This window comes from Pseudomonas sp. CFBP2511, from assembly GCF_030209255.1.
GTDB classification, from domain to species: domain Bacteria; phylum Pseudomonadota; class Gammaproteobacteria; order Pseudomonadales; family Pseudomonadaceae; genus Aquipseudomonas; species Aquipseudomonas avellanae.
In genome coordinates this window covers 15,515-39,926 of the sequence record NZ_JARVSI010000014.1, presented here as the reverse complement: position 1 = coordinate 39,926, position 24,412 = coordinate 15,515, and the positions used below count along the sequence as shown (strand labels likewise).

Sequence of the window (24,412 nt, the reverse complement as noted above, 5' to 3'; positions counted from 1 at the left end):
GAATGTTTTGGCGTGGCTGCCTGGGCGTACGTGCCGCAGGCCGCGCAGTAAGCGGGAGGGGAGCTAAGTGGCTGACCTATATGAGGAAGATAGACATCGCCTCTCGAAATGTGCATAATCCAAATCGCACATAGGGATTTGTTCCCTGGAAGCCAGTAAAAACGACTGAGTGTGCAAAAAAAGCATCGCAGGAATGGACTCGGCACGCCGTTCAACCTGACCGAAGGCGCGGCACTACTGAGCCTGATCGGCCGCCTGACCGGCTACACGCCGCGCTGGTTCACCTACTTCATCGGCGATGCCCATGTGTACGAGAACCACCTGGACATGCTCAACGAGCAAATGACCCGCGAGCCGTATCCGATGCCAAAACTGGTGATCTCCGACCGCGTGCCGGAGTTTGCCAAGACCGGCGTTTATCAGCCTGAATGGCTGGAGCTGATCGAGCCGTCGGACTTTTCGCTGGAAGGCTATCAGCATCACCCGGCGATGACCGCGCCGATGGCGGTCTGAGCCCGTAAGGGAGCGAATCTAGCGCTGTGCTATAGTTTCAGCGCACACCCCCTGACCCTGTTCAATGGAATCGACTATGTTTTTCAATCGGATTGGACATCGTAGTGATACGAAGAAGGCTGAAGACGCGGCCCTCATGCAGGCAATCAAGAGCATCGACACTCTTGTGGTAAGGGGTGGTCGCATGTCCATGGACGCCAAAGAAATCGAAGATTTGGTTCGCTCCTCCCGCGACAAGGCTAAAAAACTGGTCACTGCGCAAAACGAATCCTGATAAATGGCTTTTTTACTTCTGTTGCCACTACTCGTCAGCGGTTTTTTGGTGTGCCTGAAGGATCCCACGATGCCTTGTCAGGTTTACTGACCTTTGTGATGCCAGCCCTATGGGCTTTTCTTACTGTCCGACCGATTATCCAAGCGATACACCGCTCAGGCCTATTGGTTTTCGGCAGGAAAATATCGTCTCGATCAGCGTATTCAGCGAGGAAGTACACGAAGCGTTCAAGCGCGTTGATTCTGAGCGGGCGGGTGAAGATGCTGCGAAAGAGAAAGCTGCCAAAGATCAGCTCGTAAAGGCGATCACTGAGCTTGTGGCGGTGGTGCAGGCTGCGCAGCGTTAAACGAGAGATGTCAAACCCACCTCAATGCCCATGACTCCTGCCCACATGCGAGGGCTCACCCTCGGGCGCCGCAACAGCGCCTGTCACTTCCAGCCTCTCCAGTATCGCGCAGTGGTCCGCCACGCCATCGCTGCAGCGGCGGCGCAGGTCGAGCAGTTGCTCCTGGAGCGCTTGCAGGCTCGCGACGCGGGCGTTGACGTGTTCGATGTGCTCGTCGATCAGCGCATTGACGCTTTCGCACTGGTCCTGCGGGCTGTCGCGCAGGTTGAGCAGGTTGCGAATCTCTTCGAGGGTCATGTCCAGGCTGCGGCAATTGCGGATGAACGACAGGCGTTCCATGTGCGCCTGGGTGTACAGCCGGTAGTTGCCATCACTGCGGGCGGGGGCGGGCAGCAGGCCTTCGCGCTCGTAATAACGGATGGTTTCGACCTGGGTATCGGTCAGTTTTGCCAGTTCGCCGATTTTCATGTGGGCTCATCTCGATTGAGTGCTTGACCCTATAGTGGCTACAGGGTGTTCACTTGGCAACAAGCAGAATCCTGGAGCACAACGAATGGGCACGACAATCAAGAATCCCTCCGCACATGACCACGATCATGACCATGATCACGGGGCGCACGAACACGAGCATAAATCCCCAGAGCCTGCGCATTCGTGCTGCTCCAGTGATGCGCAACCTGCCGTGGTGACGTTTGCCGACGCGCCGACATCCGGTAGCCGCTTGAGCAACTTCCGTATCGAAGCGATGGATTGCCCGACCGAGCAGACCCTGATCCAGAACAAGCTCGGCAAGCTGGCCGGTGTGCAGAAGCTCGAGTTCAACCTGATCAACCGCCTGCTGGGCGTCTGGCATGACCTGCCGTCCACCGATCCGATTCGCGAGGCCATCAGCTCGCTGGGCATGCAGGCCGAGCCGGTCGAGGAGGGTGTTGCGCCTGCTGCATCGGTTCCTGCGCCGGCGAAACACTGGTGGCCATTGGCATTGTCCGGCGTCACAGCGCTGGGTGCCGAAGTGGTCCATCTGGCTTCACTCGGCCCGACTTGGGTCGTTGCGCTGCTGGCGTTGGTGTCGATCTTCAGTTGTGGGTTGACCACCTATAAAAAGGGCTGGATCGCGCTTAAGAACTTCAACCTGAACATCAATGCCCTGATGAGCATTGCGGTGACCGGCGCGATTCTGATCGGTCAGTGGCCTGAAGCGGCGATGGTGATGTTTCTGTTTACCGTGGCCGAGTTGATCGAAGCCAAATCCCTGGACCGCGCCCGCAACGCGATCAGCGGCCTGATGCAACTGACGCCGGAACTGGCGACCGTGAAGCAGGCTGATGGCAGCTGGCAGGAAATTGAAGCCAAAAATGTCGAACTGGGCGCTATCGTCAGGATAAAGCCGGGTGAGCGGGTCGGGCTGGACGGTGAAGTGGTGTCTGGTAACTCGACCATTGATCAGGCCTCTATCACGGGCGAAAGCCTGCCGGTCGAGAAAACCATTGGCGATAAAGTTTTCGCGGGCACTATCAACCAGGCAGGGTCGCTGGAGTATCGCGTCACCGCTGCGGCGAACAATTCGACGCTGGCGCGCATCATTCATGCGGTGGAAGCGGCCCAGGGTTCACGCGCGCCGACTCAGCGTTTCGTCGACAGCTTCTCGCGCATCTATACGCCAGTAGTGTTCGTTGTCGCGTTGGGCGTGGCGCTGATTGCGCCGCTGTTTTTTGGCGGGCAATGGTTTGACTGGATCTACCGGGCGCTGGTGTTGCTGGTCGTCGCGTGCCCGTGTGCGCTGGTGATTTCTACGCCGGTGACCATTGTCAGCGGCCTGGCAGCAGCGGCGCGCAAAGGCATTCTGATCAAGGGCGGCGTTTATCTGGAGATGGGCGAGAAGCTTGATTACCTGGCCCTCGACAAGACCGGCACCCTGACCCACGGCAAGCCGGTGCAGACCGACTACGTGCCGCTGGACCCCACAGTCGCCGACAGCGCGCCGGCGATTGCCGCGAGCCTTGCCGGGCGCTCCGATCACCCTGTTTCTCAGGCGATTGCCAAAGCCGCTGATAACAGCCTGACGCTGTACGAGGTCACAGCGTTTGAGGCCTTGGGCGGGCGTGGCGTGAAGGGCGAAGTGAACGGCCAGATGTACCATTTGGGCAACCACCGCTTGGTCGAAGAGCTGGGCCTGTGCTCGCCAGCGCTGGAAGCCAGGCTTGATGCGCTGGAAATGCAGGGCAAGACTGTAGTGCTGTTGCTGGATGCGTCCGGTCCGATCGCGCTGTTTTCGGTAGCCGACACCGTGAAGGAAACCAGCCGTGAAGCCATTGCTCAGTTGCATGAACTGGGCATCAAGACTGTCATGCTGACGGGTGATAACCCGCACACCGCCAAGGCAATTGCCGATCAGGTCGGGATCGATGAAGCGCAGGGCAACCTGCTGCCTGCCGACAAGCTGAGTGCCATCGAAGCGCTTTACGCGCGCAACCGTCGAGTGGGCATGGTGGGTGACGGCATCAACGATGCCCCGGCACTGGCTCGGGCCGAGATTGGCTTTGCGATGGCGGCTGCGGGGACTGACACGGCGATCGAAACGGCAGATGTCGCCCTGATGGACGATGATCTGCGCAAGATCCCGACGTTCATTCGACTGTCCCGTCAGACCTCGGCGGTGCTCAAGCAAAACATTATCCTGGCCATCGCGACCAAAGTGCTGTTCATCGGCATCACCTTCGCGGGCCTGGCGACCATGTGGATGGCCGTATTTGCCGACATGGGCGTGAGCCTGCTGGTGGTGTTCAACGGCTTGCGATTGCTCAAGAAGTGATCAGTCGGGAACCTTGAGGGGCGGACGCGGAGCGTCCAGAACGGCGTTCCCACGCGGAGCATGGGAACGATAATCGGCGCGGCTATCGGCTATGGCTCCCACGCTTTGCGTGGTAGCGCCTTTCTGGACGCTCTGCGTCCGCCTTCATCAGCCAAACCGCTCCTGCCCCCAGGCAATAAAGGTCTCCAGCAACGGTTTGAGCACGGCGCGGGTCGGTTCGGCCAGGTCCGTGCGGTAGTGGAAGGGCACGAACTCGTCCATGTAGGTGCTTTGCGCCAGTTCCAGTTGCACCGCGTGGATGTTGTTGGCCGGGTCGCCGTAGTGGCGGGTGATGTGGCCGCCCTTGAAGCGTCCGTTCAGCACATGGCTGTAATCCTTGGCCGCTGCGCAGACCTGCTCCATTCGGCTGGCGAGTTCCGGGTCGCAACTGACCCCGTTGAAAGTGCCCAGGTTGAAATCCGGCAAGCGACCCTCGAACAGGTGCGGAATGTGCCCGCGAATCGAGTGGGCGTCGAACAGCAGCGCATAGCCAAACTCATCGCGCATCCGCTGCAGCTCCTGCTCCAGCGTCTGGTGATAGGGCGTCCAGATCTGCTGCAGATACCGAGCACGTTCTTCGGCACTCGGCGTCTGGCCTTCCTTGAACAACGGCACGCCGTCAAACAGGATCGACGGGAACAATCCGGTGGTCGCGCCCACGTACATCGGCTTGTCGTCTGATGGCCGATTGAGATCGATGACAAAACGCGAATACTCGGCGGCCAGGGTGCTCGCGCCCAGTTCGGCAGCAAAGTCATACAGGCGCGGGATGTGCCAGTCGGTGTCCGGCAGGCTAAGCGCCTCGTCCACCAGCGCCGCCTCGACCACCGGTGTCAGCTTCAGGCCTGCATGCGGCATGCTGATCAGCAGCGGGACGCGGCCACCTTTGAATGTCAGAACGTTATCCACAGGGCAGACTCCTTCAGATCGATGATTCGACGCCGTGGCGCACGATGCGTTTGTCCAGATCGCCGCCTAGCCAGTAGGCCAGGTCAGCCGGTCGTTCGATGTTCCAGGCGACGAAATCCGCCACCTTGCCTACTTCCAGCGAACCGTGAGTCGCGCTCATGCCCAGTGCCTTGGCGGCATTGAACGTAACGCCCGCCAGCGCTTCTTCAGGCGTCATGCGAAACAGCGTGCAGGCCATGTTGAGCATCAGGCGCAACGACAGGCCAGGCGAGGTGCCGGGGTTCAGGTCGGTGGAGATGGCAATCGGCACGCCATGCTTGCGCAGCGCGTCCATCGGCGGCAATTGAGTTTCCCGCAGGAAATAAAACGCTCCCGGCAGCAGCACGGCGACGGTTCCGGCAGCGGCCATGGCAATGGCGTCGTCTTCGGTCATGAACTCCAGATGGTCCGCCGACAGCGCGTTGTAGCGCGCTGCCAGGCTCGACCCGCCCAGCGAAGAAAGCTGCTCGGCATGCAGTTTCACCGGCAACGCCAATTGCCCTGCCGTGATGAATACCCGCTCGACCTGCTCAGGCGAGAACGCCAGGTATTCACAGAACGCATCTACCGCGTCCACCAGCCCTTCGGCCGCCAGTGCCGGAAGCATCTCGTTGCAGATGTGGTTGATGAAGTCATCGGCACGGTCAGCGTATTCCGGTGGCAACGCATGGGCGGCCAGACAGGTGGCGCGCACGGTGACCGGCTGGGTATTGCCCAGACGGCGGATCACGCGGAGGATCTTGCGCTCGTTTTCCAGGTCCAGCCCGTAGCCCGATTTCATCTCGACGGTGGTGACGCCGTCCTTAAGCAAATGCCGCAGACGACGCTCGGCGCTGGCGTACAGTTCATCTTCACTGGCGGCACGGGTCGCGCGCACCGTGCTGGCGATACCACCACCTGCTGCGGCAATCTCGGCATAACTCACACCCTGCAAACGCTGCTCGAACTCGCCGCTGCGGTTGCCGCCAAACACCGTGTGCGTGTGGCAGTCGATCAGGCCGGGCGTCACCCACGCGCCGCCCAGATCGATGCAGTTGTCATGTTCCGGCTCGATCAGATCAGCCTGAGGCCCGATCCACTCGATGAGCGCTCCGGAGGTCACGATGGCGGCATCCTCGATGATCGAGTATTTGCCGTGTGCCATGCTTGCGATGTGACAGTGTTTCCAGAGCGTTTTCATTCCGGGCCTCTTTGATCAATGGGTTTTGTTGAGCGCCTTTGGCTTGACCCACAACCCGTAGGCGATGAGCAGCAGCACAATCCAGATTGCGCCGACGATCAAGGCTGCACGGTTGTCCGGGAAATAGCCCAGAACGCCGAAGATGAACAGCATGAAGGCAATGGCGGCGGCAGGCCCGTAAGGCCAGAACGGCACCGCAAACTTGAGCTGTGTGACCTCTTCGCGGCTCATCGAGCGGCGCATGGCGACCTGAGTCAGCAGGATCATCAGCCAGACCCAGACCGTGGCGAAGGTTGCCAGCGACGCGATCAGCAGGAACACGTCTTTGGGGATCAGGTAGTTGAGCAGCACGCCACCGAGCAGCGTCACGCCCATTACCAGCACGGTCATCCACGGCACGCCCTGACGCGACAGGCGTGCAAAGCTCGCCGGCGCCTGACCGTCGCGGGCCAGGCCGTACATCATGCGGCCTGCGCCGAAGATGTCGCTGTTGATAGCTGACACCGCCGCCGAGATCACCACGATGTTGAGAATGGTCGCCGCCGAGGCAATGCCCAGGTTGTCGAAAATCTGTACGAACGGGCTGCCTTGGGTGCCGATTTGCGGCCACGGATAAATACACATCAGCACAAACAGGGTCAGCACGTAGAACAGCAGAATACGCAGCGGCACCGCGTTGATTGCCTGCGGCAGGCTGCGTTGCGGGTCCTTTGCCTCACCGGCCGTGATGCCGATGATCTCGATGCCGCCGAAAGCAAACATCACCACTGCAAACGAAGCGATCAGGCCGGTGACACCGTTGGGCATGAAGCCGCCATGCGCCCACAGGTTGCTGATGCCGATTTCAGTGCCGCTGGTCGAGCTGCCGATGCCGAAGATCATGATGCCGAAGCCTGCAACGATCATCGCCACGATGGCGCTGACCTTGAGGATCGACAGCCAGAATTCGGTTTCGCCGAAAACTTTGACGTTGCACAGGTTGAGCGCGCCGATCAGGAACACGATGCCCAGCACCCAGATCCAGCGCGGCACTTCCGGAAACCAGAAGCCCATGTAAATGCCGAAGGCTGTCACATCGGCCAGACAGACGATGATCATCTCGAACGCGTAGGTCCAGCCCAGCACGAAACCGGCCAGCGGCCCCATGTAGCGTGTGGCGTAATGGCTGAACGAACCGGACACCGGGTCGTGAACAGCCATTTCGCCCAGTGCGCGCATTACCATGTACACCGCCGCGCCGCCGATCAGGTACGCCAGCAATACAGCGGGACCGGCCTGTTGAATCGCCGAGGCCGAGCCGTAGAACAACCCTGTGCCGATGGCAGAGCCCAGGGCCATGAAGCGGATGTGGCGGGCGGATAACCCGCGTTTCAAACCATCTTGTGACGTCATTTCAGGTCCATTTCATTACAGGTATGGCAAAAGCCGCGAGGACGCCTGCATCCGGCTTCCCGCAGCGATGACCAAAGCGAGCCCTGCCAGGCTCGCGGTGCATCACAGACTCGGTAGCAGACGTGCAGGAACCAGCGGGTTCAGGCAAGTGGAGGACAACAGCTGACTGGCAGCTTCGATGTCCGGTGCAAAAAAGCGGTCCTTTTCATAGAACGGGACCTTGCTGCGCAACAGGCTGCGGGCTTGCTCCAGCTTCGCGGAGGTTTTCAGGCCTTCACGCAAGTCCAGCCCCTGGCAGGCAGCCAACCATTCTACGGCAAGAATCCCGCGAACGTTTTCTGCCATTTCCCATAACCGCTTGCCAGCAGCCGGTGCCATCGACACATGGTCTTCCTGATTGGCGGAGGTCGGCAGGCTGTCGACACTGTGCGGATGGGCCAATGCCTTGTTTTCACTGGCCAGCGCGGCGGCCGTGACCTGCGCGATCATGAAGCCGGAATTGACGCCTCCGTTGGCCACCAGGAAGGGCGGCAGTTGCGACATGTGCTTGTCCATCATCAGCGAAATACGGCGCTCGCTGAGCGAGCCGATCTCGGCGATGGCCAGCGCCAGATTGTCCGCCGCCATCGCGACCGGCTCTGCGTGAAAATTGCCACCGGATATGACGTCGTTCTCGGCGGCGAACACCAGCGGGTTATCGGACACCGCATTCGATTCGACTTCCAGCACCTCGGCGGCCTGACGCAACTGGGTCAGGCACGCGCCCATCACCTGTGGCTGGCAGCGCAGCGAGTAGGGGTCCTGAACCTTGTCGCAGTTGCGGTGCGACTCCGACACGCCACTGCTTTCGCCCAGCAATTCGCGGTAGCAGGCCGCCGCATCGATCTGCCCGCGCTGACCGCGCGCGGCATGAATACGTGCGTCGAACGGCGAGCGTGAGCCGAGCACCGCTTCGACGGTCAACGAACCGCAGGTCAGCGCAGCGGCAAACAGGTCTTCGCCCTCGAACAAGCCGCGCAGTGCATACGCGGTGGAAACCTGGGTGCCGTTGAGCAGTGCCAGCCCTTCCTTGGCGGCGAGGGTCAGCGGTTTCAGGCCAGCAACGGCAAGTGCATCGACAGCGTTGAGCCATTCGCCCTTGTGACGTGCCTTGCCTTCGCCCAGCAGCACCAGCGACATATGCGCCAGCGGAGCCAGGTCACCCGAAGCGCCGACCGAACCCTTGAGCGGAATATGCGGATAGACCTCGGCATTGATCAGCGCGATCAACGCATCGATCACCACCCGACGAATACCCGAGAAGCCGCGGCTCAGGCTGTTGACCTTGAGCACCATGATCAAGCGCACCAGATCATCGCTGATCGGTTGGCCGACACCGGCCGCATGCGACAGCACCAGCGAACGCTGCAGGTTTTCCAGGTCCTCGCTGGCGATTCGCGTCGAGGCCAGCAAGCCGAAACCGGTGTTGATGCCGTACGCGGTGCGGTTCTCGGCCAGAATGCGCTCGACGCAGGCTACGCTGTCGTCGATCTGCTGGTTGGCGCTGCTGTCCAGCGTCAGGCTGACCGGCTGTTGGTGAATGGCGCGCAATTGCGCGAGGGTCAACTGGCCAGGGATCAGGTTCAGCGTCTTGGCAGATAAGGTGGTCACGATGCAGCTACTCCTTGATTGATGTCAGCAACGGCGTGTGGCCGTCAGCTGCTTTTATAGGTTTGCCGCGTGATCGCGACAGTGCTGGAAAACCCTTTCCAGCGATGTTTCGTCTTTGAGCAGGGCAGCGCTGCTGGCGATGTCGGGGGCCAGCCAGCGGTCTTCTTCGTAGGCCGGAACCCGCTCGCGCAGCAACCGCCAGGCCAGGTCCGTACCGACGCCAAAACGCTGCGCCTTGAGAAATTCAAACGCTTGGGCTGCCAGCAAATATTCGATGGCCAGAATCTGCGTGGCATTGCCCAGCACCTTGTGCAGCTTGAGCGCGGCGCTGGTGCCCAGGCTCAGGTGATCTTCCTGCAGGCCTGAGGTGACGTAGTTGTCGACCACTGCGGGCTGCGCCAACTGGCGGTTTTCGGCGCAGAGCGAGGCGGCGACGTACTGGACGATCATCATTCCCGAGTTGACGCCCGGCTGGCTGACCAGAAACGCCGGCAGGCCGCTGACCATCGGGTTGATCAGGCGATCCAGCCGACGCTCGGCGATCGAGCCCAGTTCGGCCATCGCCATGCACAGCAAATCCGCCGCCATCGCCACCGACTGGCCATGCGGGTTGGCCTGGGACACCACGCGCCAGGCATCGGGCGTGCCGAGCAGCATCGGGTTATCGGTGACCGAGTTCAGTTCGGTCTCGATCTGGCGAGTGGCATGGGCCAACTGGTCGCGGGTTGCGCCGTGCACCTGGGGAATCGAGCGAATGCTTAGCGCGTCCTGCGTGCGAATGCCCTGGCTGCTGGCCAGCACGTCGCTGCCCGCCAATAACGTGCGCAGGTTCTTGCCCACCTGCTGCATGCCCGGATGCGGCTTGAGCGCGAGAATGCTTTCATCGAACGCGTCCAGCTGGCCGCGCAGGGCTTCAAAAGTCATGGCGCCGATCACATCGGCCCATTGGCTCAGACGCTCGGCATCGGCGATAGCCAGGCAGCTCAGGCCAGTCATGCACGGCGTGCCGTTGACCAGGCACAAGCCGTCCTTGGCACCGAGAATGACCGGAGCCAGACCTTCATCGTTCAAGGCCTGCTCAGCCGCGACGATCTGCCCGCGATAGCTGACCTGGCCGATGCCCAGCAACGCGACACCGACGTGCGCCATGTGCGTCAGGTAACCCACCGACCCCTGCGACGGCACTTGCGGAGTAATGCCCCGGTTGAGCAAGGCCAGCAGCGCCTCGACCACCTGCCGGTGAATGCCCGATTTGCCCTGGCTGTAATTGAGGATTGCGGCGCAGATGATTGCGCGGGTTTGTTCGTCGGCCAACGGCGCGCCGACACCGCAGGCGTGGCTGAGCAGGGTATTGCGCGACAGACGGCTGAGCTGGTCGCCTTGCAGTGAAACGTTGCACAGCGCCCCGAGCCCAGTGTTCACGCCATACGCGCGTTCGCCGCTGGCGACGATTTGCCGGACGATGGCCTGGGCGTTATCGATCCGCGCCCAGGCGGCGTCTGACAGGCGCACTTGCGCGCCATGTCGGGCCACTGCGACCACGTCCTGCCAGCCCGACGGGGCTTCACCGAAGACGATCTGTTCTGCTCGCGACATCTGCAACAGTCCTTAAAGGGTGGCCACGCGGCGCTGAACGAAACGGTCCACGTAATCGTCGGCGGGCGAGTGAAGAATTTCTTTCGGCGTACCGACCTGAATCAATCGCCCGTCCTTGAGGATCGCAATGCGATTGCCGATGCGTACCGCTTCGTCCAGGTCGTGGGTGATGAACACGATGGTCTTGTGCAGACTGGCTTGCAGTTCCAGCAACTGGTCCTGCATTTCGGCGCGAATCAACGGGTCGAGGGCGCTGAACGCTTCGTCCATCAGAATGATATCGGTGTCGGCCGCCAGTGCTCGCGCCAGGCCGACGCGCTGGCGCATGCCACCGGAAAGCTGGTGCGGGTATTTGTTTTCGTAGCCCTTCAGGCCAACGGTCGTGACCCAGTGCTGCGCGCGTTCCTGGCACAGCGCCTTGCTCTCGCCGCGCACTTTCAGGCCGTACGCGACGTTGGCCAGCACAGTCTTGTGCGGCAGCAGGCCGAAGCTCTGAAACACCATGCTGATCTTGTGCCGACGGAATTGGCGCAGCGCCTCCATGTCGTAGCGCAGGATGTCTTCGCCATCGACCAGGATTTCACCGCTGGTCGGGTCTATCAGCCGGTTGAAGTGGCGCACCAGCGTCGATTTGCCGGAGCCGGACAGGCCCATGATGACGAAAATCTCGCCACTGCCGATCGACAGCGACAGGTCGTTGACCCCCACCACGCAGCCGGTCTGCGCCAGTACCTGATCCTTGCTCTGGTCCTGTTTGATCAGCGCCAGCGCTTCCTTCGAGCGGTTGCCAAAAATCTTGAACACGTTTTTGACGACGATTTTGTTCGGTTCCACGCTGCTCATTTGTGCGCCTCATGCCGTGGGCGGCCATAGGCCTGCGTGATTCGGTCGATGACGACCGCCAGAATGACGATGGCAAGGCCGGCTTCCAGCCCGCGTCCGACGTTGAGGGTCTGAATGCCCACCAGCACATCCTCGCCCAGCCCGCGTGCGCCGATCATCGAGGCGATGACCACCATCGACAGCGCCATCATGGTGGTCTGGTTGATACCGGCCATGATGCTCGGCATGGCCAGCGGCAATTGCACGCCGAACAGTTGCTGCCAGCGATTGGCGCCGAAGGCGTTGATCGCTTCCATCACTTCGCCATCGACCTGACGAATGCCCAGATCAGTCAGGCGAATCAGCGGCGGCGCGGCATAGATCACGGTGGCGAAGATGGCCGGGACCTTGCCCAAACCGAACAGCATCAGCACCGGAATCAGATAAACGAAGCTGGGCATGGTCTGCATGATGTCCAGCAGCGGCATCAGCACCGAGCGCAGGCGATTACTGCGCGCCGAGAGAATGCCCAGCGGAATGCCGATCAGCACCGCAATGATCGTGGCGACCAGCATCAGCGCCAAGGTCTGCATCAGCTTGTCCCACAACCCGACCGCACCGACCAGAAACAGCAGGCCGACGATCACCAGCGTCGTGATGATTTTGCGCGTCGCGTGCCAGGCGATACCGCCGACGATGATCAGCATCAGCCACCACGGGGCCATGCGCAGCAGGCCTTCGAGGTTGACGATGGCCCACAGCAGGGTCTCGGAGATGTGCCGGAACACGTCGCCATACTGAGTCACCAGCGAGTCGACCCCGTCGTTTACCCAGTTGGCGATCGAGAAAGTGAAGCTTTCAGGAAACATAAGCGGCTCTCAAATGAGGTGTGTCGGGTCAACGGTCAGGGCAGACGGCTCGTCAGGCTGGCTGCCCCGTCGTTTACAGCGAGGCGTCCACCTTTTTCGCGGCGTCTTCACTGACCCATTTGTGCCAGACTTCCGGGTGCTCTTTAAGGAAAATCTTCGCCAGCTTCGGCGATTCGATGCGTTCCTTGGCCATGCGCCCCAGGTTCTGGTTGAGCAAATCGATCGGCAGGTTGACCTTTTCCAGTATCGCGATCAGCTCGGGTGCCTGTTCGTGGAACACTTTGGACACACCGACTTTGATGTCGATGGTCTTGTTGACCCCGGCTTTCTCTTCCAGACGCACCAGATCCACCTGGCCCATCAACGGCGTTGGCGACCAGTAGTAGGTCAGGATCGGCTCGCCACGTTTGTAGCTGGACAGAATAGCCGCATCCAGCGCAGGGCCGGTGCCGGGGCGGAAGTTGGTGTATTTGTTTTCCAGGCCGTAGCTCTTGAGCATTTCGCTGTTTTCCAGCTCGCAGGTCCAGCCCGCCGGGCAATTATAGAAACGGCCTTTGCCGGGCTCTTCCTGATCCTTGAACACCGCGGAATATTGAGCCAGATCGCTGATGGATTTCAGGTTGGGTGCCTTGGCTTCCAGCTTGCGCTTGGCGTCGCCCTCAATCACGTAACGCGGCACGTACCAGCCTTCGACAGCGCCGACGATAGGCGCGCCGACACCCACCACTTTCCCGGCAGCGGCGGCCTTGTTCCAGACTTCACTGCGGCCGACCCATTCTTCGGCGAAAATCTGAATGTCGTTGGTGCTCAGGGCGTTCTCCATGGCGATGGAGTTGCCGGGCAGGGCGTCCACGGCGCAGCCGTAACCCTTGTCCAGAATGACCTGCAGCACGTCGGTCAGCAGCATCGCGCTTTCCCAGTTCAGGCCAGCGAACTTCACCGGCTTGCCTGATTCGCACCAGCCGGCAGCCTGACTTGCGCCTGCACTGGCGAGCAAGCCTGCGGATACCAAGGTGGTCAACAGGGCCTTTTTCATATTCATTGTCGATGCTCCCAAGCTTGAAATGGATGACGGCAGCTTCAATCAGGCATCCGGCCCGTGGGCATGCTCATGCCCGTTCCCCGAGTCTGTCGGTTTGATAACCGCAGACCCCTTAACGTCCGATCATCGGCAGGTTCAAGCCCTGCTCTTTGGCACAGTCGATGGCAATGTCGTAACCGGCATCGGCATGGCGCATCACGCCGGTGGCCGGGTCGTTGTGCAGGACGCGGGCGATGCGTTCGGCGGCCTCGTCCGTACCGTCACAGACGATGACCATTCCGGAATGCTGCGAAAAGCCCATGCCGACGCCGCCGCCGTGGTGCAGTGACACCCATGTCGCGCCGCTGGCGGTGTTGAGCAGGGCGTTGAGCAGTGGCCAGTCGGAGACGGCGTCGGAGCCGTCACGCATGGATTCGGTTTCGCGGTTGGGGCTGGCGACCGAGCCGGAATCCAGGTGGTCGCGGCCGATCACCACCGGTGCCGACAGCTCGCCGCTGCGGACCATTTCGTTGAACGCCAGGCCCAGCTTGGCGCGCTGACCCAGGCCGACCCAGCAGATACGTGCTGGCAAGCCCTGAAAACTGATGCGCTCGCGGGCCATGTCCAGCCAGTTATGCAGGTGATCGTCGTCCGGGATCAGCTCTTTGACCTTGGCGTCAGTCTTGTAGATGTCCTGTGGGTCACCCGACAGCGCGGCCCAGCGGAACGGCCCGATGCCACGGCAGAACAACGGGCGGATGTAGGCCGGAACGAAACCGGGGAAGTCGAAGGCATTGGCGACGCCGACTTCCTTGGCCATCTGGCGAATGTTGTTGCCGTAGTCGAAGGTCGGAATACCCGCTTGCTGGAACGCCAGCATCGCTTCGACGTGTTCGGCCATCGACTGCTTGGCAGCCTTGACCACTTCGGCCGGCTCGCTCACCGAGCGGGCGCGGTATTCGTCCCAGGTCCAGCCTTTGGGCAGATAGCCATTGAGCGGATCGTGGGCGCTGGTCTGGTCGGTGACCATGTCCGGGCGCACGCCGCGACGGACCATTTCCGGCAGAATGTCTGCTGCGTTGCCACACAGAGCGATGGAAATGGCTTTGCCTTCGGCGGTGTATTTGGCGATGCGTGCCAGTGCGTCGTCCAGATCAGCCGCCTGCTCGTCTACATAGCGGGTCTTGATGCGGAAGTCGATACGGCTTTGCTGGCATTCGATGTTCAGCGAGCAGGCCCCGGCCAGTGTCGCGGCCAGCGGTTGTGCGCCACCCATGCCGCCCAGGCCTGCGGTCAGCACCCAGCGACCTTTGAGGTTGCCGTCATAGTGCTGGCGACCGGCTTCGACGAAGGTTTCGTAGGTGCCCTGAACGATGCCCTGGCTGCCGATGTAGATCCAGCTGCCAGCGGTCATCTGGCCATACATCGCCAGGCCCTTGGCATCCAGTTCGTTGAAATGCTCCCAACTGGCCCAGTGCGGCACCAGGTTGGAGTTGGCGATCAGCACGCGCGGGGCGTTGCTGTGGGTCTTGAACACGCCGACCGGCTTGCCGGACTGCACCAGCAGGGTTTCATCATCATTGAGCCGGGTGAGGCTCTCGACGATCTTGTCGTAGCATTCCCAGTTGCGCGCTGCGCGACCGATGCCACCGTAAACCACCAGTTCATTGGGGTTCTCGGCGACTTCCGGGTCGAGGTTGTTCATCAACATGCGCAGCGGCGCTTCGGTCATCCAGCTCTTGGCCGTCAATTGAGTGCCGCGAGCAGCCCGCACGACGCCTTCGCGGTGGCGGGTCCAGTTCTGCTTCAGGTCTTGATTATTCTCGGTCACAAAAAAATCCTCAGCGATCAATCCCAACCAGCCCGATGGCGGGCGAGCAGCGCCTGGCGAAGCAGGCTGGTTCAGTCCGACAGAAGACAGCGTGTCTAGCCTGTCTCTACTTGTACATACAAGCATATGCAATCAAAAGACCAACTTTGCCGAACAGCGATTTATTGGGCACTCGAAGGCTCGGAGGCCCTGTATTTTCGGGGGTGCTGCGGACTTTGCGTGACAGGCGTATGGCGTGTAAGGCGAGGTGAACATTGTTACCTGAGGCGTGGCTTGCGCGCTTTTGGGGCAGCAGGTAACAGAATGGTGCGGGAAATGTGCACAGGGTCGCAAGGCAACATCATGGGTTCATCGACACCTGCAAAAATCGTCGCCTGAAGGGCCTGGATTGTCTTGCCTGGGGATGGGAACGATCCCGCTCAAGCAAGCGTCATACCCAGGCCTGAGCGAGCATTCACTGGCCGGCGATTAGTCTTTGCGGGCACTTTCATGTTTAAATTGAACGCTCGTTCAAGTTAAACCGGTGGTTCGCTGCCCGCTCACAACAGGAGGCTTACCTTTGCCGTATCCGCTTTTTGCAGTTGGTTTTATCAGTCCGGAGGTCTGTAAACGATGAGTTCTCCGAGTACTTCTTCAAGTGGCACCGTCCGCATGAACGCTCCAGTGTTCTACTTCGCTGCGAGTTTCATCCTGATTTTCGGCATCATTGTCATCGCCTTCCCGCAAGCCAGCGGCGCCTGGCTGCTGGCCGCGCAGAACTGGGCGGCCAACACGGTCGGCTGGTATTACATGATGGTCATGACCCTGTACCTGGTCTTCGTGGTGGTCACCGCCTTGTCGGGCTTCGGCAAGATCAAGCTCGGTGCCGACCACGACGAACCCGAGTTCAGTTACCTGTCATGGGCCGGCATGCTGTTCGCCGCCGGGATCAGCATCACGCTGTTCTTCTTCTGCGTTTCAGAGCCGCTGACGCATTTGCTGCAACCGCCGCAGGGTGAAGGGGGCACGGCTGAGGCTGCGCGCCAGGGCATGCAACTGCTGTTTCTGCACTGGGGCCTGCATGGCTGGGGCGTGTTTGCTTTTGTCGGTATGGCGCTGGCCTACTTCGCCTATCGCCACAACCTGCCGCTGGCCCTGCGTTCGGCGCTGTACCCGCTGATCGGCAAGCGCATCAACGGCCCTATCGGCTACGCCGTCGATGGCTTCGGCATCATCGCGACCATCTTCGGGCTTGGTGCAGACATGGGTTTCGGGGTGCTGCACCTTAACTCCGGTCTCGATTACCTGTTTGGCGTACCGCACACTCAATGGATTCAGGTCGGCCTGATCACCCTGATGATGGGCGCGGCGATTCTGGTTGCCATCGCCGGTGTCGACAAGGGCGTGCGCGTGATGTCCGACATCAACATGCTGCTGGCCTGTGCGCTGCTGCTGTTCGTGTTGTTTGCAGGTCCCACTCAGCATTTGCTCAACACGCTGGTGCAGAATATCGGTGACTACCTGGGCGCGCTACCGAGCAAGAGTTTCGACGTCTACGCCTATAACAAGCCGAGTGACTGGCTGGGCGGCTGGACCGTGTTCTATTGGGCCTGGTGGATTGCCTGGGCACCGTTCGTGGGCCTGTTCATCGCGCGTATTTCCCGTGGCCGCACCATCCGTGAATTCGTTTTCGGTGTGCTGCTGATTCCGCTGGGCTTCACCCTGGCGTGGATGTCGATCTTCGGCAACAGCGCCATCGATCAGGTGCTCAACCACGGCATGGCTGCGCTGGGCCAGTCGGCTATCGATGACCCGTCGATGACGCTGTACCTGCTGCTGGAAACCTACCCGTGGAGCAAGACGGTCATCGCGGTCACGGTGTTCATCAGCTTCGTGTTCTTCGTTACGTCGGCCGATTCGGGCACTGTGGTGCTGTCGACGCTCTCGGCCAAAGGCGGCAACCCCGACGAAGACGGCCCGAAATGGCTGCGCGTGTTCTGGGGTGTGGCGACGGCGCTGATCACCAGCGGCCTGTTGTTCTCGGGCAGTATCGATGCGTTGAAATCGGCGGTGGTGCTGACCTCGCTGCCGTTTTCGCTGATCCTGCTGCTGATGATGTGGGGCCTGCACAAGGCGTTCGTCATGGAATCCCAGCGCCAGATTGCGCAGCTGTATTCGCTGGCGCCAGTGTCCGGCTCACGACGTGGCGGCTGGCGTCAGCGCCTGAGCCAGGCCGTGCATTACCCGTCGCGAGACGAGGTGTATCGCTTCCTCGACCAGACCGTGCGTCCGGCCATTGATGAAGTGACGGCGGTGTTTGTCGAGAAGGGCTTGAACGTGGTCAACGTTCCCGACCCGTCCAACGACTCGGTGACCCTGGAAATCGGCCACGGGGAAGAGCGCCCGTTCATCTACCAGGTGCAGATGAAAGGCTTCTTCACCCCGTCGTTTGCGCGTGGCGGCATGGGTTCCAAACAGTTGAACAACCGCCGCTACTACCGCGCCGAGGTTCACCTCAGCGAAGGCAGTCAGGACTACGACCTGGTGGGCTACACCAAGGAGCAAGTCATCAACGACGTGCTCGACCAGTACGAACGGCATATGCAGTTTCTGCATCTGGTGCGTTGACAGGGGCTGGGCGCAGAGCGCACTTATTGTTCCTCACGCGTGTGGGAATGCAGTAGGTGACGCTCTGCCTCAAAAGAGGACGCGAAGCGTCCAGAACGGCATGCGACGCGGAGCGTCGCACGATAGGGGGCGTGATTGAGATTATCGTTCCCTACGCAGAGCGTCGCACGATAGTTGTGGGCACTCAAAGACTGCTCAGGCAGCCCGTCAGGTCATTAGCCAGCTTTTCCAGTACCTGCTCGTAACCTTGCGCGGTGGCCGGGGTGTAGCCGCCCAGTGCGTCGAGTTCTGCGAGTTTCACCGGCAGGCCTGCGCTCAGCGTTTCTGCCAGGCGGGGGCGCAGGGGTGGTTCGCTGAAGACGCAGGTCTTGCCTGCAGCCTTCAAGCGCTCCCGCATTGCGGCCACGTGCTGCGCGCCGGGCTGGATCTCGGCGGCGATGGCGAATACACCTGCGTGCTTGAGCCCGTACGCTTCTTCGAAGTAATCGAACGCCTCGTGAAACACGAAGTACGGTTTGCCGGCAACCACACTGACGCGGCCCTTGATGCGCGCGTCCAGTGCGTCCAGACGTTTGCTGAAGGCATCGGCGTTGCTGGCGTAGCGGGCTGCATTGGCAGGGTCCGCAGCGCTCAGGTCAGCGGCCATTTTTGCGGCGATGACCCGTGCGTTGACGGTTGACAGCCACAGGTGCGAGTCCAGGCTGCCGGGGCGGTGATCGTGGTCATGCTCGTCGGCATCGTGGTCATGCTCGTGATCATCATGCGAGGCGTTGTCTCCGCCAAAGTGACGCAAATGCATGCCCGGCAGCGATTGCACAGCCACCGAAGGCAGTGTGCGGCTTTTGATGACGCGCGGCAGAAAGGTTTCCATGTCCGGGCCGATCCAGTAAAGCAACTCGACTTCCCCCACGCGCCGTACGTCGGATGGGCGCAGCGCGTAGTTGTGGGGGGAAGCACCTGGCGGCAAAAGCACCTCGGGCTTGCCCACGCCGTCCTGCACAGCCGCTGCAATCAGCTGCAATGGCTTGATACTGGTCAGCACCCGAACCTCGGCCTGGGCAGGGGCGATGATCAGCAGGCTGACCCAGAAAACAGCAACAAGATTGAAAAGACGGCGCACTCGAATCACTCATATAAGCCAGGAACAGGTAACATAATAACGTCTCTAGCCAATATCGTCGCTGCTCATGCCCAATACTCCCCTGGCCAGTCGCCCCCATGATCATTCGCACTGCGTGCATTCGGCCCTCGCCGAAGCTGAAACGCTGTGCACACAACAGGGTCTGCGCCTGACCACATTGCGCCGCCGCGTGCTGGAACTGGTCTGGCAAAGCCACAAGCCGCTGGGTGCCTACGACATCCTTGCAGTGCTCAGTGAAGAAGACGGTCGTCGTGCTGCGCCGCCCACCGTTTACCGGGCTCTGGATTTTCTCCTGGAAAACGGCCTGGTGCACCGCATCGCGTCGCTCAACGCATTTACCGGCTGCAATCACCCGACCCACGCGCATCAGGGCCAGTTCCTGATCTGCCGCCTGTGTCACGCCGCCATCGAATTGCAGCACCCAGCGATCAGTAATGCCGTCGTCGATGCGGCTGCCGGCGTTGGTTTTGCGGTCGAAGGCCAGACGGTCGAAATCGTCGGCGTGTGCGCTGGTTGCAAGGCAGCCTGATGGCCGAAGCACTGATACGCCTGGAACAGGTCGCCGTCACGTTATCGGGGCAGAGCGTGCTGGACAACATCCAGCTGAGCGTGCGCCCCGGCGAGATCGTCACGCTGATCGGCCCCAATGGCGCTGGCAAGACCACCTTGGTGCGTGCCGTGCTGGGCTTGCTCAAGCCAGACTCGGGAACGGTCTGGCGCAAGCCGAAGCTGCGTGTCGGGTACATGCCGCAAAAGCTGCATGTGGATCAGACCCTGCCGCTGTCGGTGCTGCGTTTCCTGCGCCTGGTGCCGGGTGTGGACCGCGTAGCCGCGCAGTCGGCGCTTGAAGAAGTCGGCGCTGAAAAGGTCATCGACAGCCCGCTACAGGGTATTTCCGGTGGCGAGATGCAGCGCGTACTGCTTGCCCGCGCCTTGTTGCGCAAGCCTGAGCTGCTGGTGCTCGACGAACCCGTGCAGGGCGTCGATGTCGCCGGGCAGGCCGAGTTGTACAGCCTCATCACCCGTTTGCGCGACCGCCACCAGTGCGGCGTGCTGATGGTGTCCCACGATCTGCATCTGGTCATGAGCACCACCGATCAGGTGGTGTGCCTGAATCGCCACGTCTGCTGCTCCGGTCATCCCGAGCAGGTCAGCCATGACCCGGCGTTCGTCGAACTGTTCGGCAAGAATGCGCAGAGCCTGGCGATCTATCACCACCATCACGACCACGCGCATGACCTGCATGGCGCGGTAGTGAACGACGCGCCAACGGCTTCGCCCCCTCACACTCATGTTCATGGAGACAGCTGCAAGCATGGCTGATTTTCTACTGTATGCCTTGCTCGCAGGCGTTGCCCTGGCGCTGGTTGCCGGCCCGTTGGGGTCTTTTGTGGTCTGGCGGCGCATGGCGTATTTCGGCGACACGCTGTCCCACGCCGCATTGCTCGGCGTGGCGCTGGGCTTTTTGCTGGATATCAGCCCGACCATCGCGGTGACGTGCGGTTGCCTGCTGCTGGCGGTGTTGCTGGTCACCTTGCAGCAGCGTCAGCCGCTGGCGTCAGATACGTTGCTGGGGATCCTTGCGCCAAGCACCCTGTCGCTCGGGCTGGTGGTGCTCAGCTTCATGCACGAAGTGCGTATCGACCTGATGGCCTATCTGTTCGGCGACCTGCTGGCGATCAGCCCGACCGACCTGGCCTGGATTCTGGGCGGCAGCGCATTGGTGCTGGTGTTGATCGTGGCGCTTTGGCGGCCGCTGCTGGCAATGACTGTGCATGAAGAACTGGCCCGTGTCGAAGGCCTGCCCGTTGCCGCATTACGCATGGCATTGATGCTGCTGATCGCCGTGGTAATCGCCGTAGCGATGAAAATCGTCGGGGTTTTGCTGATTACCTCGCTGCTGATCATCCCTGCCGCTGCGGCACAACGTCACGCCCGCTCGCCGGAGCAGATGGCGCTGGGCGCAAGCGTGCTGGGCGTGATAGCCGTGTGCGTCGGGCTGTCGTTATCATGGTTCAAAGACACCCCGGCCGGACCGTCTATAGTGGTATCTGCGGCTGCGCTGTTCTTGCTCAGCTTTGTTCTACCCAGGCGAGCGGTGTAGACTTGCTCGTTTTTTGCGCAAACTAGAGAATCGCAGGAATGAAGCCGTTCGCCCCACGCTATCTGCTGCTTGTCGCATTTTCCATCCTGTTGGGTGCCTGTCAGAGCGCGCCTACGTTAGAAACGCCTGCCTCGCAGGTTCAGCCCGATGCCTTTGCGCAGCTTGAACAGAACATCGCCAGCAACGAGCTGGCGACGGCCGAGGATCAACTCGCAACGTTACAGGCCGCCAATGCTGGCGACATCCGCCTGGAGCCCTTTCAGCGACGTCTGGCAGAGGCCTACCTGAGCCGTAGCCAGATAAGCCTGCAGAAGGGCGACATGAATGCGGCGGCCAGCGCATTGTCGCGTGCGCGCGCACTGATGCCCAAAGCGCCAGCGCTGACCAGCGGGGTCAACGGTGCCATCGCTCATGCACGCAAGGCGGAGCTTGAAAAAGCCGAAGCGGACCTCAAAGCGGCTGAAGACAGAAGGGTGGCCAAACTGGTTGATCCGTCGGCAGAAAGCACGACCATCGAGCTGAAAATCGGCGATATGCGCGCATTGCGTCACCAACTGGACGATATTGCAGCGGATACCGTGGCGTTCAATTGTGACGTGCTGTTGGTGGTGCCGCGCACCGAAGATTATCCGTGGCTGGCCACATTGCTGACCAAACGGGTGGTCAAGGCCAATCCGGATTTTGAATTGCAACTGCGTCGGGAAATCGAGCGCAATGAAAAAGCGCACATCGTTTTGACGCCAGCCAGGTCCTGAACTGATTTTTCAAAAGCGGACTTTTGGACAGCTATCGTTCCTCACGCTCCGCGTGGGAATGCCGTGCGTGACGCTCCGCGTCACAAATCTGCGCCGCGCCGCATACTCAAGATCGGACGCAGAGCGTCCAGAAATGCGTCCCCACGCTGGAGCGTGGGGACGATAATCCAGCCAGAACGAGACCGGCTCTGGCGTTTAGATCAAGCCGGAACAGCTTTGGCCTTCACTTCTCGGTCCCAGACGCGGTGTTGCGCAATCGCGTTGAAGAACGCCTCGAACGATTTGCTATCGGACACAACCAGCAAGCCTGCATCTTCTTCCAGGCGTAGCAACGTCAGCAGTTCTTTGGCTTCCCCGGCAACGGAGATGGCCTTGAGGTGCTTGTAGGCTTCCAGGATAAAGTGCAGCGCCACGCCATCGGTGCTCAACGCCTTCACCGAGTCCTTGCCGCCCGGCACAAACACCGCGTCGAACGCTACCGAAGGCAAGCCTTCAGCAGAAGCATCTACCGGCAGGCTGGCGCCATCAGCAGTTTTGACGGGTGCAGACGTCGGGCCGAGAACCTTGGCATGTGCGCCCTTTGCAGTCAGTTCCTTCTTCATGGCCTCGACCGCTTTGCCGTCCACGCCATTGGCGACAAGGATGGCGACTTTGCGCGAAACAATGTCACCCGACAGCAGATTGACCTGGCTCAGCGCCGGCGACTCTTTTACCGAGGTGTTACGAACAGGCACGGTTCCAGCAGTCGGCGCAGGCAAGCCAAGGTTGGCAGCCACACGGCTGGCCAGCTCAAGATCAATGTTGGCCAGAATCTCGTTGACCTGACGGGCACGAATGTACTCGCGCTCGACCTTGCCCAACTCGAAGCTGTACGCCGCGATGATGTGCTCTTTCTCGTGGTGGCTCATGCTCTGGAAGAACAGGGTAGCCTGCGAGAAGTGGTCGCCGAACGATTCGCTGCGCTCACGCACCTTGTGCGCTTCGACGCGCTCAGGGTAAGTCTCGAAACCGCCATCCACTGCAGCAGCAGGGGTTTCTTTCGGCCAGCCGCCATCAATCGAGTTCGGCTCGTAGGAAGCGCGGCCCTTGTCGATGGTGGTGCGGTGCTGAGCATCGCGCTGACCGTTGTTGTTCGGCGCAATCGGACGGTTGATCGGGATCTCGTGGAAGTTCGGCCCACCAAGACGGCTGATCTGCGTGTCGGTGTAAGAGAACAGGCGACCTTGCAGCAGCGGATCATTGGAGAAGTCGATACCTGGCACGATGTGGCCCGGGCAGAAGGCAACCTGCTCGGTCTCGGCAAAGTAGTTGTCCGGGTTACGGTTCAGCACCATTTTGCCCAGCGGAGTGACCGGCACCAGTTCTTCCGGGATGATCTTGGTCGGATCGAGCAGGTCGAAGTCGAACTTGTGCTCGTCTTCCTCGGCAACGATCTGCACGCCCAGTTCCCATTCCGGGTAGTCGCCCATCTCGATGGACTCCCACAGGTCGCGGCGGTGGAAATCAGTGTCCTTGCCGGCCAGCTTCTGCGCCTCGTCCCAGACCAGCGAGCACACGCCGAACTTGGGCTTCCAGTGGAATTTGACGAAGCTGGATTTACCTTCGGTGTTGATCAGGCGGAAGGTGTGGATACCAAAGCCCTGCATGGTGCGCAGGCTTTTCGGGATCGCGCGGTCGGACATGGTCCACAGCACCATATGTGCAGATTCCGGCACCAGCGAGACGAAGTCCCAGAAGGTGTCGTGCGCCGAGCCGCCAGTCGGGATTTCGTTGTGCGGTTCAGGTTTTACCGCGTGCACGAAGTCGGGAAACTTGATCGCGTCCTGAATAAAGAAGATCGGCATGTTGTTGCCCACCAGGTCGAAGTTGCCTTCGCCGGTGTAGAACTTGACCGCAAAACCACGCACATCGCGCACGGTATCGCCCGAGCCACGTGGCCCCTGAACAGTCGAGAAACGCACGAAAACCGGCGTTTTCTCGGCCGGATCACGCAAAAAACCCGCTTTGCTGAGTGCGCCGTGGTTTTCATACGTCTGGAAATAGCCATGGGCTGCGGTGCCGCGGGCGTGAACAATACGCTCCGGGATACGCTCATGGTCAAAGTGCGTGATTTTTTCACGCATGATGAAGTCTTCAAGCAGCGAAGGTCCACGGCTGCCGACTTTAAGGGTGTTCTGGTTATCGGAGATTTTTACGCCGTGGTTGGTGCGCAGCGCCTGGCCGGTGGCGTCCGAGCGAAATTGCTCGAGGCTCTCCAGCTTGGCGTTGGTGTTGCCGCGGTCCGGTGTATCAGTGCCGGCCATCTGGCTTTTTGACGTATCGGTCGCAGGTGGTGCTTTCTTGCTAGCCATCAGAAACTCCTTATCTCGACCCAATCGTTGAGTTGGGTTCGCTGAATACGACTTCCCTGCCGTAAGCGGGAAATCACGGTATCCAGAAAGTGACCGGCCGTATAAACAGCCGTTCAGTCGGATTTGCAGTCGTTGGCATCAGCGGTCGCGTTATGCCCGTT

General features: G+C 60.7%; 19 protein-coding genes and 2 pseudogenes. 9 read left to right on the top strand and 12 right to left on the bottom strand.

Features of this window, described 5'->3' with window-relative positions; translation table 11 throughout:
- Nucleotides 1-195 precede the first annotated feature (195 nt).
- From QRN38_RS11805 to QRN38_RS11795, 3 genes and pseudogenes are all read left to right on the top strand, one after another.
- Nucleotides 196-513 (top strand): annotated as a pseudogene (locus QRN38_RS11805) (thymidylate synthase); the annotation flags it as partial.
- Between the two features lie 76 nt (nucleotides 514-589).
- Entirely contained in the window at nucleotides 590-787 is a 198-nt protein-coding gene (locus tag QRN38_RS11800) for a hypothetical protein (RefSeq protein ID WP_010203904.1), read from the top strand.
- Nucleotides 788-917: 130 nt separating this feature from the next.
- Nucleotides 918-1,133: pseudogene (locus QRN38_RS11795) on the top strand (hypothetical protein); the annotation flags it as partial.
- A gap of 21 nt (nucleotides 1,134-1,154) precedes the next feature.
- On the opposite strand, the gene cadR reads toward QRN38_RS11795, so the two are convergent.
- Complete coding sequence (cadR, locus tag QRN38_RS11790; RefSeq protein WP_005768479.1) at nucleotides 1,155-1,601, bottom strand: Cd(II)/Pb(II)-responsive transcriptional regulator; 447 nt, start codon at nucleotides 1,599-1,601, stop codon at nucleotides 1,155-1,157.
- An 85-nt stretch (nucleotides 1,602-1,686) separates the two neighbouring features.
- Here cadR and QRN38_RS11785 point away from each other — a divergent pair, with 85 nt between their 5' ends.
- Nucleotides 1,687-3,945, top strand: coding sequence for a heavy metal translocating P-type ATPase (locus tag QRN38_RS11785; RefSeq protein ID WP_057419296.1), 2,259 nt, complete (start codon nucleotides 1,687-1,689; stop codon nucleotides 3,943-3,945).
- A 147-nt stretch (nucleotides 3,946-4,092) separates the two neighbouring features.
- Here the strand turns inward: QRN38_RS11785 and hutG are convergent, their stop codons facing one another.
- The 9 genes from hutG to hutU all read right to left on the bottom strand — a co-directional run bounded on the left by hutG (nucleotide 4,093) and on the right by hutU (nucleotide 15,293).
- Nucleotides 4,093-4,893: an N-formylglutamate deformylase gene (hutG, locus tag QRN38_RS11780; protein WP_057419295.1), complete on the bottom strand. Its 801-nt coding sequence runs from the start codon at nucleotides 4,891-4,893 to the stop codon at nucleotides 4,093-4,095.
- Between the two features lie 13 nt (nucleotides 4,894-4,906).
- Entirely contained in the window at nucleotides 4,907-6,112 is a 1,206-nt protein-coding gene (gene hutI / locus QRN38_RS11775) for an imidazolonepropionase (protein WP_005768476.1), read from the bottom strand.
- Between the two features lie 15 nt (nucleotides 6,113-6,127).
- Nucleotides 6,128-7,504: an L-histidine transporter HutT gene (locus QRN38_RS11770; RefSeq protein WP_005768475.1), complete on the bottom strand. Its 1,377-nt coding sequence runs from the start codon at nucleotides 7,502-7,504 to the stop codon at nucleotides 6,128-6,130.
- A gap of 102 nt (nucleotides 7,505-7,606) precedes the next feature.
- Complete coding sequence (gene hutH / locus QRN38_RS11765) at nucleotides 7,607-9,154, bottom strand: histidine ammonia-lyase (RefSeq protein WP_011105400.1); 1,548 nt, start codon at nucleotides 9,152-9,154, stop codon at nucleotides 7,607-7,609.
- A 54-nt stretch (nucleotides 9,155-9,208) separates the two neighbouring features.
- Entirely contained in the window at nucleotides 9,209-10,750 is a 1,542-nt protein-coding gene (locus tag QRN38_RS11760) for an HAL/PAL/TAL family ammonia-lyase (protein ID WP_057419294.1), read from the bottom strand.
- 12 nt (nucleotides 10,751-10,762) lie between these two features.
- Entirely contained in the window at nucleotides 10,763-11,593 is an 831-nt protein-coding gene (locus QRN38_RS11755) for a quaternary amine ABC transporter ATP-binding protein (protein ID WP_005768470.1), read from the bottom strand.
- Nucleotides 11,590-12,441 carry an ABC transporter permease gene (locus QRN38_RS11750; protein ID WP_003380009.1) on the bottom strand — a complete coding sequence of 284 codons (852 nt, stop codon included), beginning with the start codon at nucleotides 12,439-12,441 and terminating at the stop codon, nucleotides 11,590-11,592. The genes QRN38_RS11755 and QRN38_RS11750 overlap by 4 nt, the downstream gene beginning before the upstream one ends.
- 73 nt (nucleotides 12,442-12,514) lie before the next feature.
- On the bottom strand, nucleotides 12,515-13,483 hold the full coding sequence (locus tag QRN38_RS11745) for an ABC transporter substrate-binding protein (RefSeq protein ID WP_010218951.1): 969 nt from the start codon (nucleotides 13,481-13,483) through the stop codon (nucleotides 12,515-12,517).
- 112 nt (nucleotides 13,484-13,595) lie between these two features.
- On the bottom strand, nucleotides 13,596-15,293 hold the full coding sequence (gene hutU / locus QRN38_RS11740) for a urocanate hydratase (protein WP_024666042.1): 1,698 nt from the start codon (nucleotides 15,291-15,293) through the stop codon (nucleotides 13,596-13,598).
- Nucleotides 15,294-15,944: 651 nt separating this feature from the next.
- On the opposite strand from hutU, the gene betT reads away from it, so the two are divergent.
- Entirely contained in the window at nucleotides 15,945-17,900 is a 1,956-nt protein-coding gene (gene betT, locus QRN38_RS11735) for a choline transporter BetT (RefSeq protein WP_010211761.1), read from the top strand.
- A gap of 184 nt (nucleotides 17,901-18,084) precedes the next feature.
- Here betT and QRN38_RS11730 read toward each other — a convergent pair whose 3' ends face one another.
- The gene (locus QRN38_RS11730; RefSeq protein ID WP_057419293.1) at nucleotides 18,085-19,020 is read right to left on the bottom strand and encodes a zinc ABC transporter substrate-binding protein ZnuA; all 936 of its coding nucleotides are present in this window, start codon (nucleotides 19,018-19,020) and stop codon (nucleotides 18,085-18,087) included.
- A gap of 67 nt (nucleotides 19,021-19,087) precedes the next feature.
- Between QRN38_RS11730 and QRN38_RS11725 the strand changes: the two genes are divergently transcribed.
- Genes QRN38_RS11725 through QRN38_RS11710 form a run of 4 tightly spaced genes read left to right on the top strand, consistent with a single transcriptional unit; the run spans nucleotide 19,088 to nucleotide 21,900 of the window.
- A complete protein-coding gene (locus QRN38_RS11725) occupies nucleotides 19,088-19,570 on the top strand; it encodes a Fur family transcriptional regulator (protein ID WP_007247038.1) in 483 nt (160 codons plus the stop codon).
- Entirely contained in the window at nucleotides 19,570-20,364 is a 795-nt protein-coding gene (gene znuC / locus QRN38_RS11720) for a zinc ABC transporter ATP-binding protein ZnuC (RefSeq protein WP_005768460.1), read from the top strand. Before QRN38_RS11725 ends, znuC begins: the two co-directional genes overlap by 1 nt.
- Nucleotides 20,357-21,145 (top strand): zinc ABC transporter permease subunit ZnuB, encoded by a 789-nt coding sequence (gene znuB, locus QRN38_RS11715; protein WP_007247039.1) that lies wholly within the window; start codon nucleotides 20,357-20,359, stop codon nucleotides 21,143-21,145. Before znuC ends, znuB begins: the two co-directional genes overlap by 8 nt.
- Nucleotides 21,146-21,183: 38 nt before the next feature.
- A complete protein-coding gene (locus QRN38_RS11710) occupies nucleotides 21,184-21,900 on the top strand; it encodes a PA5502 family lipoprotein (protein WP_057419292.1) in 717 nt (238 codons plus the stop codon).
- 200 nt (nucleotides 21,901-22,100) lie between these two features.
- Here the strand turns inward: QRN38_RS11710 and katE are convergent, their stop codons facing one another.
- Complete coding sequence (gene katE / locus QRN38_RS11705; RefSeq protein WP_007247041.1) at nucleotides 22,101-24,251, bottom strand: catalase HPII; 2,151 nt, start codon at nucleotides 24,249-24,251, stop codon at nucleotides 22,101-22,103.
- Nucleotides 24,252-24,412: the final 161 nt, after the last annotated feature.